This is a genomic window from Kribbella sp. VKM Ac-2568, assembly GCF_004345365.1.
Lineage (GTDB): Bacteria > Actinomycetota > Actinomycetes > Propionibacteriales > Kribbellaceae > Kribbella > Kribbella orskensis.
Window position 1 is genome coordinate 373,645 of sequence record NZ_SLVF01000004.1, and the last position, 14,852, is coordinate 388,496.

The 14,852-nt window shown below is 69.8% G+C and carries 14 protein-coding genes; 6 read left to right on the forward strand and 8 right to left on the reverse strand.

The window, feature by feature from the left end; all coding sequences use genetic code 11:
* Positions 1 to 2: 2 nt before the first annotated feature.
* From EV648_RS13055 to EV648_RS13075, 5 genes are all read left to right on the forward strand, one after another.
* Entirely contained in the window at positions 3 to 1,076 is a 1,074-nt protein-coding gene (locus EV648_RS13055; protein ID WP_132289761.1) for a sigma-E factor regulatory protein RseB domain-containing protein, read from the forward strand.
* A 78-nt stretch (positions 1,077 to 1,154) separates the two neighbouring features.
* On the forward strand, positions 1,155 to 2,738 hold the full coding sequence (locus EV648_RS13060; RefSeq protein WP_132289764.1) for a S1C family serine protease: 1,584 nt from the start codon (positions 1,155 to 1,157) through the stop codon (positions 2,736 to 2,738).
* Between the two features lie 96 nt (positions 2,739 to 2,834).
* The gene (locus EV648_RS13065) at positions 2,835 to 3,182 is read left to right on the forward strand and encodes a sec-independent translocase (protein ID WP_132289767.1); all 348 of its coding nucleotides are present in this window, start codon (positions 2,835 to 2,837) and stop codon (positions 3,180 to 3,182) included.
* 80 nt (positions 3,183 to 3,262) lie between these two features.
* On the forward strand, positions 3,263 to 5,059 hold the full coding sequence (locus EV648_RS13070) for an ABC transporter ATP-binding protein (RefSeq protein ID WP_132289770.1): 1,797 nt from the start codon (positions 3,263 to 3,265) through the stop codon (positions 5,057 to 5,059).
* Positions 5,046 to 6,845, forward strand: a complete 1,800-nt coding sequence (locus tag EV648_RS13075) for an ABC transporter ATP-binding protein (RefSeq protein ID WP_132289774.1) — start codon at positions 5,046 to 5,048, stop codon at positions 6,843 to 6,845. Before EV648_RS13070 ends, EV648_RS13075 begins: the two co-directional genes overlap by 14 nt.
* Here EV648_RS13075 and EV648_RS13080 read toward each other — a convergent pair.
* From EV648_RS13080 to EV648_RS13100, 5 genes are all read right to left on the reverse strand, one after another.
* Positions 6,842 to 7,924: a GNAT family N-acetyltransferase gene (locus tag EV648_RS13080; protein WP_241995101.1), complete on the reverse strand. Its 1,083-nt coding sequence runs from the start codon at positions 7,922 to 7,924 to the stop codon at positions 6,842 to 6,844. The two genes, EV648_RS13075 and EV648_RS13080, sit on opposite strands and share 4 nt — an antisense overlap.
* Positions 7,925 to 7,975: 51 nt before the next feature.
* On the reverse strand, positions 7,976 to 9,121 hold the full coding sequence (locus tag EV648_RS13085; RefSeq protein WP_132289777.1) for an Mrp/NBP35 family ATP-binding protein: 1,146 nt from the start codon (positions 9,119 to 9,121) through the stop codon (positions 7,976 to 7,978).
* Between the two features lie 87 nt (positions 9,122 to 9,208).
* Positions 9,209 to 9,742, reverse strand: coding sequence for a DUF1003 domain-containing protein (locus EV648_RS13090; RefSeq protein ID WP_132289779.1), 534 nt, complete (start codon positions 9,740 to 9,742; stop codon positions 9,209 to 9,211).
* Positions 9,732 to 10,994, reverse strand: a complete 1,263-nt coding sequence (locus EV648_RS13095) for a magnesium transporter MgtE N-terminal domain-containing protein (protein WP_132289782.1) — start codon at positions 10,992 to 10,994, stop codon at positions 9,732 to 9,734. Before EV648_RS13095 ends, EV648_RS13090 begins: the two co-directional genes overlap by 11 nt.
* 85 nt (positions 10,995 to 11,079) lie before the next feature.
* Positions 11,080 to 11,625 (reverse strand): hypothetical protein, encoded by a 546-nt coding sequence (locus EV648_RS13100; protein ID WP_241995102.1) that lies wholly within the window; start codon positions 11,623 to 11,625, stop codon positions 11,080 to 11,082.
* A gap of 133 nt (positions 11,626 to 11,758) precedes the next feature.
* Here EV648_RS13100 and EV648_RS13105 point away from each other — a divergent pair, with 133 nt between their 5' ends.
* Positions 11,759 to 12,736 carry a CoA ester lyase gene (locus EV648_RS13105; RefSeq protein WP_132289785.1) on the forward strand — a complete coding sequence of 326 codons (978 nt, stop codon included), beginning with the start codon at positions 11,759 to 11,761 and terminating at the stop codon, positions 12,734 to 12,736.
* A gap of 63 nt (positions 12,737 to 12,799) precedes the next feature.
* Here the strand turns inward: EV648_RS13105 and EV648_RS13110 are convergent, their stop codons facing one another.
* From EV648_RS13110 to EV648_RS13120, 3 genes are all read right to left on the reverse strand, one after another.
* A complete protein-coding gene (locus EV648_RS13110) occupies positions 12,800 to 13,444 on the reverse strand; it encodes a VOC family protein (RefSeq protein WP_132289788.1) in 645 nt (214 codons plus the stop codon).
* Positions 13,445 to 13,507: 63 nt separating this feature from the next.
* Positions 13,508 to 14,125 (reverse strand): chloramphenicol phosphotransferase CPT, encoded by a 618-nt coding sequence (gene cpt / locus EV648_RS13115; protein WP_132289791.1) that lies wholly within the window; start codon positions 14,123 to 14,125, stop codon positions 13,508 to 13,510.
* A gap of 33 nt (positions 14,126 to 14,158) precedes the next feature.
* Positions 14,159 to 14,836 (reverse strand): peptidylprolyl isomerase, encoded by a 678-nt coding sequence (locus tag EV648_RS13120; RefSeq protein ID WP_132289794.1) that lies wholly within the window; start codon positions 14,834 to 14,836, stop codon positions 14,159 to 14,161.
* Positions 14,837 to 14,852: the final 16 nt, after the last annotated feature.

The following is a 14,852-nucleotide window of genomic DNA, read 5'->3' on the forward strand; positions in this document are numbered from 1 at the left end:
CAGTGAGCCTCTCCCGGCTCGCCGTCCTGGTCGGCACCGCGCTGATCGGCTTCGGCCTGCCCCTGCCCGCAGCAGCCACGCCTGCGCCCTCCGGCCAGCGTGAGGACTCGCCGTCCGCCGTCACCTGGCTGGAGCGCGCCGCGGCCGCTCCGGACCTCGTCTCCTTCCACGGCACCCAGATCATCACCTCCTGGGGACCGCAGGGTTCCAGCTCGGCGATGCTCGACATCGTGCACGCCGCCTCGCAAGGGACCGAGATCAGCGTGCTCGGCTCCTCGGCGTCACCGGGCGCCAAGGCGTTCGTGCAGCGGGCCAACCATGCTGTCGGCCCGACCATCGACGGCGGACCCCTCGCATTGCTGCAGGCGACGTACCAGCTGGTCTACAAGTGCTGCACGGACACCATCGGGCGGGCCGCCGTGATGATCGAGGCGCTGCGGGACGACCAGACCCTCGCCGCGCGCTTCTGGATCGACAAGACGACTGGGCTGCTGCTGCAGCGGCAGTTGTTCAATGCCGACGGCAAGACGATGGTGCGGGCCACCGTGTTCACCGAGCTGGAGATCGAGGACTCCGAGTTCCTCGGGCACCTGCCGCCGATGGCGCCGGGTGGAGTGGAGTCGGTCGGCATGAGCAAGGTCGACAACCTCCGCTCCCAGGGCTGGACCTGCTCGGCCGCGCTGCCCGCGTCCCTGCAGCTGTACGACGTGCACCAGGACAGCGCGACCAAGTCCCTGCAGTTCTCGTACTCCGACGGCCTCTTCAACGTCTCCCTCTTCGAGCAGCGCGGGCAGCTCGACCCGGCCGCCGTGGCGGGCTACACGGCCACTACGACGCCAGAGGGCGCCCGGGTCTACCAGCGCTACGGCATGCCGTCGTACGCGGTCTGGTCGTCCGGAGGGATCGTCTACACGCTGGTCGGCGACCTGCCGTACGACGTTCTCGGCCAGGTGGTGGCGGCTTTCCCGCACGTGCCGCCACCGAGAGTCACGGCTGTCCAGAGAATGGGCACGGGACTGGCCAAAATCGCGTCTTGGCTCACTCCGATGGGTGCTCTCTCCCACAAGCTGGGATAATCAAGTGTGGGAGTACCTCCCGGCGATCCCGGCGGGGCACTCCGACCACGAGACAACGACGACGTGAGGCGGGGCACCGTGAGCTGGGATGACGCCGAGCCGACAGTGCGGACGCCGCGGGATCCCGCGGACCCGGAACCCACCCGTGAGCTCCCCAAGGACCCCCTGACCGCCGGACCAGTAGTCCCCCCGACCGACCCGACGATCGCGCAATCCAGCGCAGCAGCCACCGCCGGTACTGCGGGCGCAGGTGCACCCGGTATGCCGGGGCCGGGTGCGGGTGGTCCCACTTCGAATGGCGCTGCTTCGAATGGGGCTGCGCCGGGGAATCCCGCGTTGGCCTCGTTGACGCCGCCGACGGCTGGTGTCGGGGCTGCTCCGATTCCGCTGCCCGGGGGCGACGCGCAGTACCGGCAGCAGGGTCCGATGCGTTCCACCAGCCAGCGGAGCTTCGGGAAGCCCGAGCCGCAGGATCCGCTCTTCCGGCCGGTCTATCCAGGGCAGGCCTGGCCGACCTACCAGCCGACGTACACGCCGCCCCCGCCGCTCGATTGGCACCAGCAGCAGGCCCGCGCGTACACCCCGGCCCCGCCGCCGAAAAGTGGCCGGCTGATCGGCATCGCCGCAATCGTGGCACTGATCGTCGGATTGCTCGCCGGTGCCGGTGCGGCCGCGACCGTCGTCGCGCTGGACCACAGCGGCACGATCGACGACCAGTCCGGCCCGCCGATCGGTGTCGCCGACCCCAAGGTCCGCAGCGGGTCCGTCTCGTCCGTGGCGGAGACGCTGCTGCCGAGCGTGGTCCAGTTGAAGGTCGAGGGCGCGGACGACTCCAACGCGACCGGCTCCGGCTTCGTGATCGACGGCTCCGGGCACATCCTGACGAACAACCACGTGGTCGCCGCCGCGGCGACCGGCGGCGCGATCCAGGTGGTGACCCAGAAGGGCAAGACCGCCACCGCGCGGCTGGTCGGCCGCTCGCCGGCGTACGACCTGGCCGTCGTCCAGGTGCTCGGGCTGGACGCCCCGTCGGTGCAGTTCGGCAAGTCGGAGGTCGCGGTCGTCGGGCAGGACGTGGTGGCGATCGGCTCGCCGCTGGGACTGGCCGGCACGGTCACCTCCGGCATCATCTCGGCCAAGAACCGACCGGTCACGGCAGGCGGCGAGGGCGAGATCTCCTACATCAACGCACTCCAGACCGACGCCGCGATCAACCCCGGCAACTCCGGTGGTCCGCTGGTCGACATGAACGCCCGGGTGATCGGGGTGAACTCCGCGATCGCGACCGTGCGCGGCGCCCAGGAGGGCACCAGCGGCAACATCGGCCTCGGTTTCGCGATCCCGATCGACCAGGCCCGCCGTACCGCGCAGCAACTGATCGCGTCCGGCAAGGCGTCGTACCCGGTGATCGGCGCGAACGTCGACATGCAGTTCGAGGGCGGTGCGCGGGTCAGCGAGGTGACGGCAGGCTCGCCGGCGCAGCGTGCCGGGCTGCGGACCGGAGACGTGATCACCTCGATCAACAAGCAGGTGGTGGAGACCGCCGAGGCGCTGATCGTGGCGATCCGGGCGCACCAGCCGGGCGAGAGCGTGCGGCTGGAGTTCGAGCGTGCGGGCAAGCCTCGCGAGATCACGGTGACACTCGGCACGCAGACCGGCTGACCGCCACAGGTTGAACGGTCGGCCCGAAACGCGGGCTGACCAGGGGCGGGCTACGCTGTCCCGCGGTGTTGGATCCACGTTCGGAGAGGTGGGGACATGTTCGGCATCGGGCCACTCGAGCTCGGGGTGATCGCGATCGTCGCGGTGCTCGTTTTCGGCCCCGACCGGTTGCCGGAGTTCGCCCGGACCGCCGGGCGGCTGCTCCGCCAGGTCCGCCAGATGGTGAACAACGCCCAGAACGATCTGCGCAACGAGCTCGGCCCTGAGTTCGCCGACCTCGACGTCCGCGACCTGAACCCGCGCAGCTTCGTCCGCAAGCACCTGCTGGACGGCATGGACGACGAGTTCGACGCGGACAAGCCGGTCTCGTCGATGGACGCGATGGACACCCCGCAGCGCCTCCCCGCCGGTGTCCGTGCCCCCTTCGACCCCGAAGCCACCTGATCTCCTCAGGCATCGCCTGAGCCGGAGCGATCCGGCAAATCGTCAAGAAAAGCGTCGGCTGTCTCTGTCACGCTGTCGGCATGATAGCCCGTGTCCGCAGTCGCCCGGAGTGGCAGTTCTTCACCGTCCTGCCCCGTGCGAGTGCGCCACTGGCCGCGCTCTGGTGGTTGCTGCTGCTCACCCGCGGCGCCCTCCCCGCTCTCTTCGCGCTCGCCATGGGCCAGCTGGTCGGGACCGTCCAGCACAGCGGGGAACTGGCCGCGCCGCTCACCAGAGTCGGTATCACCTTCGTGTTGATGCAGGTGCTGATGCCGATCCACCAGGCAGTCAGCTCCAATCTCGGCAGCCGGGTCGCCGCCTGGCTCAACGACGAACTGGCCGGCGCCTGCGTCGACCCGCCGGGCATCGGCCATCTCGAGGACCCGGGCCTGGCCGAGGATCTGGAGGTCGCCCGCGAGTTCGACCGCGGCCAGACCGGACCGCCGATGTACCTGAACGTCGACTTCATCGCCGGCAGCCTGGTGGAACTGTTCGGCGGGATCGCCTGCGCGGTCGTGCTGTTCAAGTTCACCTGGTGGGCGCCGATCTTGTTGGTAGTGGCCTGGGGCTCGACTCACTGGCTGCTGCGCGAGAGTGGGGTCTGGCGCGACCGCAACACCGACGAGGTCCGCTCGGCCCAGCGGCACGCGTCGTACGCCTATCAGCTGGCCGTCGACCCCGAGCCGGCGAAGGAGTTGCGGCTGTTCGGGCTGGCCGACTGGGCGGTCGAGCGGTTCACCGAGCGGCGACGCCGGTTGTTCAGCCTGCAGTACGAAGCGACCCGGCTACGGGAGCAACCACTGGCCTGGAGTCTGCTCATCGTCGCTGTCGGGAACGGCCTGGTGTTCTGGGCGCTGGCGTCGGCAGCGCTCGACGGGCGGATCGGCCTGGACGCGCTGATCACCAATGCGCAACTGGCCATCGGCGTCTCCATGGTCGCGTTCGGCGGCCTGAACTGGTCGCTGGACGGCGCGTCGGCGCCGGTGGCGGCAGTGCAGCGTCTGCGGCCGGCGATGGCACCGAGGGGCGCTCTCGTCATGAACCCCTCGCCAGTCGCAGCCGTCCCCGGCGACCTCCGCATCCGCGACCTGACCTTCGCCTACCCGGGCGCGACGCGGAAGGTGTTCGACGGCCTCGACCTGACGATCCCCGCCGGTACTTCGCTCGCGGTGGTCGGGCGCAACGGCGCCGGCAAGACGACCCTGGCCAAGCTCCTGTGCCGCCTGTATGACCCGGACAGCGGCTCGATCGAGGTCGACGGCAAGGACCTGCGCGACCTGTCCGTGACGGCCTGGCGAGAGCAGGTCACCGCGGTGTTCCAGGACTTCATCCGGTTCGAGTTGCCGCTGCGGGACAACGTCGCGCCGGCGGGGGCGAAGGACGAAGACATCCTTGCTGCCTTGAGGGATGCCGGTGCCGATGGGCTCGCGGAGCTCAGCACTCCACTGGCCAAGGGTTATGACGGCGGCACCGACCTCTCGGGCGGGCAGTGGCAGCGGGTGGCGCTGGCGAGGGCACTGTGCGCGGTGCGGGAGGGCGCGGGCCTGGTGCTGCTCGACGAGCCGACCGCTCAGCTCGATGTCCGCGGGGAGGCGACGGTCTTCGACCGGATCCTGGCCGCGACGCGAGGGGTGACCACGATCCTGATCTCGCACCGGTTCTCCACCGTCCGGCACGCCGATCGGATCTGCGTCCTGGAGCAGGGCCGGGTGATCGAGCTCGGCAGCCACGACGAACTGATGGCGCTGGACGGCCGCTACCGGACGATGTTCGACCTGCAGGCCAGACGGTTCACGGCCGAGACCGACGAGGAAGGACTGACCTATGACGTCCTCTGAGCCGGACCCCGACACGATGCCGAAGGCGTTGCCGGCGATGTGGCGGTTGTGCAAGCTCGGCTACCAGCACGAGCCCGGCTTGCTGGTGTTCGCCTTCACGATGACCCTGCTGGCCGCGATCCCCGATGCCTTGCTCGCCCTCCTCCTGAAGATCCTCGCCGACGGCCTGCTGGAGGAGGATCGCTCCAAGGTCATCCTGGCCACTGCCGGTATGGCGACCTCGGTGACCGCGACCTGGTTGCTCCGCACCGTCAGCACCCGCGTGTCCCGGCGGTTCCGTGACCGCGTGACGATCGCGCTGGAGGCGCACGTCGCCCGGCTGCAGGCCTCCGTGTCCACCATCGAGCACCACGAGCGACGCGACTACCTGGACCGGCTGTCGGTCCTGCGCAAGCAGGTGTTCGTGCTCGACCACATGTACATGTCGCTGTTCTCGACCTGCGGCTGGATCCTCCGGCTGGGCGTCACCATCGCCCTGCTCGTCTCCATCGACCCGATCCTGGCGTTGCTCGTCGTCTTCGCCCTGCCGACCGTGCTGACGTCCGCCTGGCGCCCGGGGATCGAGCGGGTCACCGAGGAACGCCACGCGTCGTACAGCAGGCTGGCGGATCACTTGTTCCGTACTGCGACCACAGCCGCGGCCGGCAAGGAGGTCCGGGTGACGGGGATCGGCCCGGACCTGGTCAGCCGGCGACGGAGCGAGTGGGAGCGCTGGTACCGCCCGATCGCCAAGGTCCGCTGGATCAGTGCCGCCTGGCACGCCCTCGCCTGGGCGATCTTCAGCGCCGCGTACGTCGGTGCTGTGGTGCTGGTGGCTGTCGGCCTCGACGGCTCGGTCGGCGACGTCCTGCTGATCCTCGCGGCCGGGGCGAGGCTGTCGGCGTACGTCGGAGCGACCGTGGGGGAGATCGGTTTCCTTCGCGGGATCTGGCTCGACGGTTCCCGCCGGCTTGTCTGGCTGGAGAACTACGCCGAGGCGTTCAACGCGCAGGCCGACGTCGAAGTACCGGAGCGGCTGGACGACGGGATCCGGTTGGAGCACGTGTCCTTCGCCTACCCGGGCACGGATCGCCTGGTGCTCGAGGACGTCTCGGTGCACCTGCCTGCCGGCCGGGTGATCGCGGTCGTCGGTGAGAACGGCGCGGGCAAGTCGACCTTGGTGAAGCTGCTGGCCAAGATGTACGAGCCGACCTCCGGGCGCGTCCTGGTGGACGGCCGGCCGCTGTCGCGGATGCGAACCGACAACTGGCGGGATCGGCTGGCGGGAGCGTTCCAGGACTTCTTCCGGTTCGAGTTCCGCGCCCGGCACAGCGTCGGGGTCGGCGATCTGCCTCGCTTCGACCAGGAGTCAGCGGTCTCCACCGCGGTTGGCCGTGCCGGAGCGGAGGATGTCGTCGATCGGCTGCCGGACGGGCTGGAGACGCAACTCGGTCCTACCTGGCCGGACGGAGCCGAGGTCAGCTTCGGCCAGTGGCAGAAGCTGGCGCTCGCTCGTGGATTCATGCGGGACCGTCCGTTGCTGCTGGTCCTGGACGAGCCCACGGCCGCTCTGGATGCCGAGACCGAGCACGAACTGTTCGAGCGCTATGCGCAGACGGCGCGCGACAACACGGACGGCCGCATCACGATCCTGGTCTCGCACCGGTTCTCCACCGTCCGGATGGCCGACCTGATCGTCGTCCTGGACGGATCACGGCTGGCCGAGTCCGGCAGCCACGAGGACCTGCTGGCCCGCAACGGCCAGTACGCCGCCCTCTACCGCATCCAGGCCGACGCCTACAACTAATCGTCCGTGGGGAGGAGGTCGTAGACGGCTCGGTCGTCGACGGTCTTGTCGCCCAGGGCGAAGGCGGCGCGGTCGAGGCCTCTGAGCTGGTAGCCGGCTGACTCGGCGGCCCGGCGGGCTGCTTTGTTGCTGGCGGCAGTGCGGATGACCAGGCGACGGCCGCCGAACCCGGCCGGGGAGAAGTACCAGTCGGCGACCCGGCGGAGGGCCTCCGCCATGACACCGCGGCCCTGCGCGTCGGGGTGGGCCCAGTATCCCAGTTCACTGTCGATCCGGGTGGCCAGGTTGTAGAGCGTGATGTTGCCCAGGGCAACATCTGTGCTCCGATCGGCGACGCACCAGTTGAACCGGAGCCCGGCGGCGGCCTGCTCGGCCATGTCCTTCAGCCAGAACCGCGCATCCTCGGCGGTGAAAGGCTGGGGGAGGAACGGCAGGAAATGAGCCGTCGCCTGGTTCGTCCGGGCGGTGGTGATCCGGTCAACCTCGTCGTCACGCCAGGACCGCAGCCGCAGGCGGGAGGTCTCGAGCACTGGGTTCACGAACCACGGCTGCCGGGGCGACCGCGGGTCATCCGGCCCCATCCACCCGGTCCAGGCATCGGTACGACGGCCCTGGTCCTCCGCCAGCGCGGGAATCGTCGGCCCCAGGCGGAACCCGGTCGCCCAGGCCACCCGGCGAGAAGGCCAGTTCCCGACCCGGGCCCACCAGTGGATGACGTGGAACCCGCAGACAGTGAACCCGAATTCCAGAGCCAGCCGCACCGCCCGGGACGCGATCCCCGCACCTCGGGCCCAGCTGCCGAGTCCGTAGTGCACGCTCGCGTTCCCGTTGGCGTCAGGCGCCAGTCCAACCGTGCCGGCGTACCGGCCCTGGTGCTCGATGACGAAGACCAGCCGGGTGCCGGCGGACCACGCCTCGGGGATCCCGTAGCTCATCCACCGCCGCGCGTCGTCGGCGTCGAACGTGCTGTCCGGGTCCTCGGTGTTGCGTTCGATCGCGCCAGGCAGGTCCTCGGGGCGAGGCGCGCGCAGCGTCACCACACCGTCGGTCAGAACAGGCGTCTCGGCAGGGAAAGGCACCCTGCCCATTCAACCGCAGCAAGCGGCCAACAGCTTGGCCGCCGCCGGGGACTAGCGGCCGACGGGGGAGAGGCCTAGCTGGCGGCCGAGGAGGCCGCGGGGCTTCCCGCCGAGGCGTTCGGCGATCTCGCTCAGGACCTGGGCCGCCGGGGTCTCGGGGTCGGACAGCGCCAGCGGCTGACCGACGTCGCCGCCGCTGCGCAGGCGCTCGTCCAGCGGGACCTCGCCGAGCAGGGGGATGTCGTACCCGAGGCGCTGGGACAGGGTCGCGGCCACCCGCGCGCCACCACCCGAGCCGAAGATCTCGATCCGGTGCTCGGGACCGCAGTGCGGGCACGGCAGGAACGACATGTTCTCGATCACGCCGGCCACCCGCTGGTGCACCATCTGCGCCATCGTGCCGGCCCGCTCGGCCACCTCGGCGGCGGCCTCCTGCGGCGTGGTCACCACGATGACCTCGGCGCTGGTCACCCGCTGGCCGACCGAGATCGCGATGTCACCGGTGCCGGGCGGCAGGTCGAGCAGCAGTACGTCGAGGTCGCCCCAGTAGACGTCGGCGAGCATCTGCACCAGGGCGCGGTCCAGGATCGGGCCGCGCCAGGCGACCACCTGGTCGCGCTTGGGCTTCAGCATGCCGATCGAGATCACCTTCACGCCGTGCGCGGGCACCGGCATGATCATGTCGTCGACCGCGGTCGGACGCTCGTCCGCGACCCCGAACATGGCCGGGATCGAGTGACCGTAGATGTCGGCGTCGAGAACGCCGACCGACAGGCCCTTGGCAGCCATCGCGACGGCCAGGTTCACCGTCACCGAGGACTTGCCGACGCCACCCTTGCCGGAGGCGATCGCGAACACCTTGGTGAGCGAGTCCGGCCGGGAGAACGGGATCTCCTTCTCGGCCACGCCACCGCGGAGCTGGGTCTGCAGCGCCGCCCGCTGCTCGGGAGACATCACGCCCAGGTCGATCTCCACCCCGGTGACCCCGTCCAGCGCGCTCACGGCGGCATTGGTGTCACGCCGCAGCGTGTCCTTCATCGGACAGCCGGCGACGGTCAGCAGGATCCGGACGTGGACGACACCGTCATCGCGGACGACGACGGACTCGACCATTCCGAGCTCGGTGATCGGCTTCTTGATCTCGGGGTCAATCACGCCACCGAGCGCAGCGGTCACCTGATCAGCAGTGGGGGCCATAACACCAGGCTACGTGCTCGCCGTCTACCGCCCGACCGCAGTCCACTGTGACGTAGGCCCGGCAAGGCTCTCCTTACCCACCGGTGGTCAGACGCGGTCGTCCTCGCGGTCCTTGAGCTCGAGGTCGGCCAGCAGGGAGCGCAGTTCGGAGCGGAGGAAGTCGCGGGTGGCGACCTCGCCGACCGACATCCGCAGCGAGGCCATCTCGCGAGCCAGGAACTCCATGTCGGCCCTGGTCCGGGCGTCCACGTCGCGGTCCCGCTCGTACTGGACCCGGTCGCGCGACTCCTGCCGGTTCTGTGCGAGAAGGATCAGGGGCGCCGCGTAGGACGCCTGCAGGCTGAGCGCCAGCGTCAGGAAGATGAACGGGTACTCGTCCCAGCGCAGGTTCTGCGGCGCGAAGATGTTCCAGACCACCCAGAACACGATCGTCGCGGTCATGTAGACGAGGAACTGCCCGGTGCCGAGGAACCGGGCGATCCGCTCCGAGAGCCGCCCGAACGCGTCCGCGTCGTACGCGCGGCGGCGGACGATGGTGCGGCGCAGTTCGCGGGGGATGTCCAGCCGGGCGGCGGGCCGGGTCAGCCGGCGCTCCTCGGTGCCGCGGTCGTCACGGGGCATGGCGGTCCACCTCCTCAGGTTCGGGGTCGCGCCAGTCGTCGGGCAGCAGGTGGTCGAGCACGTCGTCGACGGTGACCGCGCCGAGCAGGCGGCCCTCGTCGTCGAGCACGGGCGCCGCGACCAGGTTGTAGGTGGCGAGGTATTTGCTCACGGTGTGCAGGCTGTCGTCCGGCCGCAACCCGTCCAGGTCGGTGTCCAGTGCGCCGGAGACGAGCGCGGACGGTGGTTCGCGGAGCAGCCGCTGGATGTGGCCGATCCCGATGAACCGCCCGGTCGGGGTCTCCAGCGGCGGCCGGCAGACATAGATCATCGCGGCCAGGGCCGGGCTCAGTTCGGCGTTGCGAACATGGGCCAGGGCATCGGCGACGGTGGCGTCCGCGGGCAGGATCACCGGCTCCGAGGTCATCAGGCCACCGGCGGTGTGTTCCTCGTACGTCAGCAGCCGCCGGACGTCCTCGGCCTCGTCCGGCTCCATCAGCGTCAGCAGCGCCTCGGCGGTCTCGGTGGGGAGCTCGGCGATCAGGTCGGCCGCGTCGTCGGGGGACATCTCCTCGAGCACGTCCGCGGCGCGTTCGGTGTCCAGGCCGGCCAGGATCTCCACCTGGTCGTCCTCGGGCAGTTCCTCCAGCACGTCCGCGAGCCGCTCGTCGTCCAGCGCCGCGGCGATCTCCTTACGCCGCTTGGGCGAGAGGTCGTGCAGCACGCCGGCCAGGTCCGCGGCCTTCATCGATTCGAACGCGGCCAGGATGTGCGTCGCCCCCTGCCCCTCCTCCATCTGCGCGAAGCCGCTGACATCGGTCCAGTCGAGCACGTGCGTCTGCCCGCGACGCCGGAACCGCTTGCCGCCTTCCCGCACCGCGACCTTCGAGAGCACCCAGTCGCGGGTCCGCCACTGCTCCATCGCCAGGTCGAAGACGACGGCGGAGGTGCCGGTCTCGAGGATCGTGACGGTCCGGTCGAGCAGTTCGCCGAGCACGAGCACCTCGGTCGGGCGCTGCTCGAACCGCCGCATGTTCACCAGACCGGTGGTGATCACGTGCCCGACGTCCACCGAGGTGACCCGGGTCATCGGCAGGAAGATCCGCCGCCGGGTGAACACCTCGACCACCAGCCCGAGCACCCGGGGCGGCTGCGTTCCCTGCCGGAGCATCACCACGACGTCGCGAACCTTGCCGACCTGGTCTCCGTTCGGGTCGTACACCGGGAGACCGGCCAGCCGGGCGACGTAGACGCGCGACGGTGATCCGCTCATAACTCGAAGGTTAGTGCCCTTGTCACGCTCACCCGGCGCAGGACATGGCCCGGCAGGCGGCGGTCTCGCCGGACCGGCGAGGTGATCAGGTCAGCTTCGGGCGCCGCTTGGACCGCCGGTGCAAGGTGATCGGCCGCGCTCCCCGGGTGGTCGCCGGAGTAGCTGCCGGGGACTCCAGCCGCGAGGTGTCGTCATAGTTGCCCGCGTTCTCGGTGATCTCCCCGGTGGGTTCCAGGACGAGCAGATCGGCCTCCGTCTGCCAGCGATCCAGCTGAGTGTCCAGGCCGGACGCGTTCAGCCGCTCGGTCCGCAGTACGTGGGCTGCCGTTGTCCACTCCTCGCTGCCGGGCTCGAGGCGGCGTACCCGCGCGGTCCAGCCGGCCAGGCGGGTGGTTGCAGGCTTCGCCGGTACTACGACCTGGGCCGCGCCGGCGTCGGCCAGTCCGGGCAGGGGCTGCTCCGCGCTGCCCGACCTGTCCGCGAGCACGACGTACGAGCCGTCGACGGTCGCGAACCACGCCGGTGCCGGGCGTCCGCCACCCCAGGACAGCCAGACGAGCCCCGCCTTCTTCATCACCCCGGCGATCTCCGCAACAGCCTGCTCCGTCATCACCGCCTCAGCGTCCCACACACCCGGACCTGTGGAGGTCCGGTGACGCCCGCCACAACTCCAGCGGGAGTGAGGGATGTCACCGGGCTGCGGCGGGCGCTTTCGCCGTACGCTGCGAGTGACCGACGGGTAACCGAGGCTAAGGATCGCGAAGATGGCTGACGAGACGACCACCGGCAAGGCCTTCCGCAGCAGGCGTTCGTGCCTGGCGACGCCGGGCTCGAACCCGCGGTTCCTGGAGAAGGCCAAGGGTCTGGACGCCGACCAGGTGTTCCTCGATCTGGAGGACTCGGTCGCGCCGATCGCCAAGGTGGACGCCCGCAAGAACATCGTCGCCGCGCTGAACGAGGGCGGCTGGGGGTCGAAGACCCGGGTGGTCCGGGTGAACGACTGGACCACCGAGTGGACGTACGCCGACGTGATCGAGGTCGTCTCCGGCGCCGGCGCGAACCTCGACTGCATCATGCTGCCGAAGGTGCAGACCGCCGAGCAGGTGGTCGCCCTCGACCTGCTGCTGACCCAGTTGGAGAAGGTGCACGGCCTGGAGATCGGCCGGCTCGGCATCGAGGCGCAGATCGAGAACGCCCTCGGCCTGACCAACGTGAACGCGATCGCTCAGGCGTCGCCGCGGGTGGAGACGATCATCTTCGGCCCGGCCGACTTCATGGCGTCGATCAACATGAAGTCGCTGGTGGTCGGCGAGCAGCCGCCCGGTTACGACGTCGGCGACGCCTACCACTACATCCTGATGCAGATCCTGATGGCGGCGCGGGCGCACGGGAAGCAGGCGATCGACGGTCCCTACCTGCAGATCAAGGAGCTCGACGGGTTCCGCCGGGTGGCGGGCCGGTCGGCGGCGCTCGGCTTCGACGGCAAGTGGGTGCTGCACCCGGACCAGATCGCCGCTGCCAACGAGGTCTACTCGCCGCGGCAGGAGGACTACGACCACTCCGAGAACATCCTCGACGCCTACGACCACTACACCTCCGCGGCCGGTGGCGCCCGGGGCGCGGTGATGCTCGGCGACGAGATGATCGACGAGGCGTCCCGCAAGATGGCGCTGGTCATCTCCGCCAAGGGCCGCGCCGCCGGCATGACCCGCACCGACGTCTGGCAACCACCGTCCGAGTGATTCCACTGACCTTGCGTCCGAAGAACCGCGGGGACGGGTCCGCACTTCTTCGGACGCAAGGGGTCATTCAGGTGGCACCTGGGCCATGATCGCGAGCAGGTGGCCGTCCGGGTCGGGGAAGAAGGCCATCCACTCCTCCACGCCGGACTCGTGCTTGTGGATCAGATGCGGCGCGTTCTCGAACTCGACGCCGCGGGCGCGCAGATCGTCGTACGCGGTCTGGATATCGTCCACGCGGAAGTAGAGGACCGACGGTTCGGCGTTCGCCTGCGACTTCTCGGTGGCACTGAGGAACAACCTGGTGCCGCCGCAGTCGAAGAAGGCCAGGTCGCCGAAGGTGTAGAGGTGCGGCAGGCCCAGCACCTTGCCGTACCACTCCACGGCGGTGGCGATGTCGCGGACCGGCCGGGAGATCTGGCCGATGGCGCCGAGTTGCACGGATGTACTGGTCATCGCGGGGACTCCTTGTCGAAGGGTTCGCAGGGCGCTGTCGGCCGGTACGCCGCGCCAGGTGCGCAGGTCGGCGCGGCGTTCCAGGCCGAGTTTCAGCAACGCGTTCGCGACGTGGAACTTCACCGCGTCGACGCTGATGTCCCGGCGGGTGGCGATCTGCCGGTTCGACATCCCGTGCCGGACCGCGTCCACCACCCGCCACTCGGCAGGAGTCAGTACGTCGGGGTGCCGCGGCCGGCCGCGCTTGCTGCTCACGACCTCACGCTAGCCCCGGCACCGCCGAATTACCCTCCCCTCGAGGGGCTCTCGAGGGGAGGCTCAACTGTCCTTGACGTACGCCGCGATACTGTCCTTGACGTACGCCGCGATGGTGCGGGCGCAGTCCAGGGATTCGGCGTGGCCGGTGTCGACCTCGACGTCGTAGACGACGCCCTTGTGCACGATCTCCGCCTGCGACGCGGCCATCCCGACCGCCCGGTCGCCCCGGGTGAGCTCCCGGCCGGCCACGATCGCGGCGTCGCAACGCACGCCGACCCACAGCACCTCGAGACCCTCCAGTTGCGCCCGGGTGCGCTCCTGGGAGGCGGCGCCGCCCAGGAACACGTCGTCGACGATGACCCGTGCCCCGGCGCGGACCATCGCGGCGATCCCAGCCATCCAGGCGGCCTCCAACTCGCGGAAGCCTTCGCCGACGATGACCTCGCCCTGCTGCCCGAACGCGATGCCCGCGCCCGAGCCCGAGTCTGAACCCGAGCCCGAGTCTGAACCCGAGCCCGAGTCCACGCCCGAGTCCACCAGCGAGGGCGGCAGCGCGTCGACGAAGTCGTCCACGCTGAGGCTGAGCCACGGTCGCGGCAGGATCGCCTGCAGGCAGCGGGCGATGCCGGTCTTGCCGGAGCTCGAGCCACCGTTCAGTACGATCAGCTGGATTGTCACTTGATCGGTTCGCCTTTCAGGACAGAGTTGTGGTCAGCCGAGGGTGAAGACCTTCAGCAACCGGATCGGGTGCACCGGCGGGCCGTCCTGGTCGGGGTCGGCGATGCCGGCCGCAACCATCCGGTCGAACGTGCTCATGCCGTAGATGACGTGGCCGAGCACGGTGTAGTTCGGCGGGATGTTCGCGAACGAGTGCACCACGAAGAACTCACTGCCGTTGGTCCCGGGCCCTTGGTTGCCCATGGCAACCGTGCCGCGCGGGTAGGTCTCCTGGCCGGTGACCTCGTCCGGGAACTTGTACCCCGGGCCGCCCTCCTCCTGGCGGTAGATGTCACCGCACTGGAGCACGCCGAGCCGGGCCGAGTTCGTCAGCCGGAAGCACTGGGTCCAGTCGTAGAACCGGCTCTTCGTCAGGTGCACGAAGTTGTGCACGCCGCACGGCGCGTTCGCCCGGTCCATCCGGACCACGAACGGCCCGTAGTTCGTCACGAAGTACACGTCGACCGTGCCCTTCGCCTTCGCTATCGGGGAGGGGATCCGGACGGGCTTCGCGGCCGGGTTCTCCGGTGTCGGGGTGAACTCGCACCGGACCACGGGCTTGGACTTGCCGGCCTGCACTTCGGGCGCGGCCGCCGCGGTGGTTGTCGTGAGTGTCGCGGCGAGCAGCGTGGCCGCGACCAGGGCGGTTGTGGACCTGAGTGATCGCATCATGCGCTCACGCTAGTAC

Excerpts from the sequence above, each read along its gene's own strand:
- EV648_RS13095 (WP_132289782.1), bottom strand. The coding sequence starts at position 10,994 with ATGAGCGGATCACCGTCGCGCGTCTACGTCGCCCGGCTGGCCGGTCTC.
- EV648_RS13065 (WP_132289767.1), top strand. The coding sequence starts at position 2,835 with ATGTTCGGCATCGGGCCACTCGAGCTCGGGGTGATCGCGATCGTCGCG.
- EV648_RS13070 (WP_132289770.1), top strand. The coding sequence starts at position 3,263 with ATGATAGCCCGTGTCCGCAGTCGCCCGGAGTGGCAGTTCTTCACCGTC.
- EV648_RS13105 (WP_132289785.1), top strand. The coding sequence starts at position 11,759 with ATGGCTGACGAGACGACCACCGGCAAGGCCTTCCGCAGCAGGCGTTCG.
- EV648_RS13075 (WP_132289774.1), top strand. The coding sequence starts at position 5,046 with ATGACGTCCTCTGAGCCGGACCCCGACACGATGCCGAAGGCGTTGCCG.
- EV648_RS13085 (WP_132289777.1), bottom strand. The coding sequence starts at position 9,121 with ATGGCCCCCACTGCTGATCAGGTGACCGCTGCGCTCGGTGGCGTGATT.
- EV648_RS13120 (WP_132289794.1), bottom strand. The coding sequence starts at position 14,836 with ATGATGCGATCACTCAGGTCCACAACCGCCCTGGTCGCGGCCACGCTG.
- EV648_RS13090 (WP_132289779.1), bottom strand. The coding sequence starts at position 9,742 with ATGCCCCGTGACGACCGCGGCACCGAGGAGCGCCGGCTGACCCGGCCC.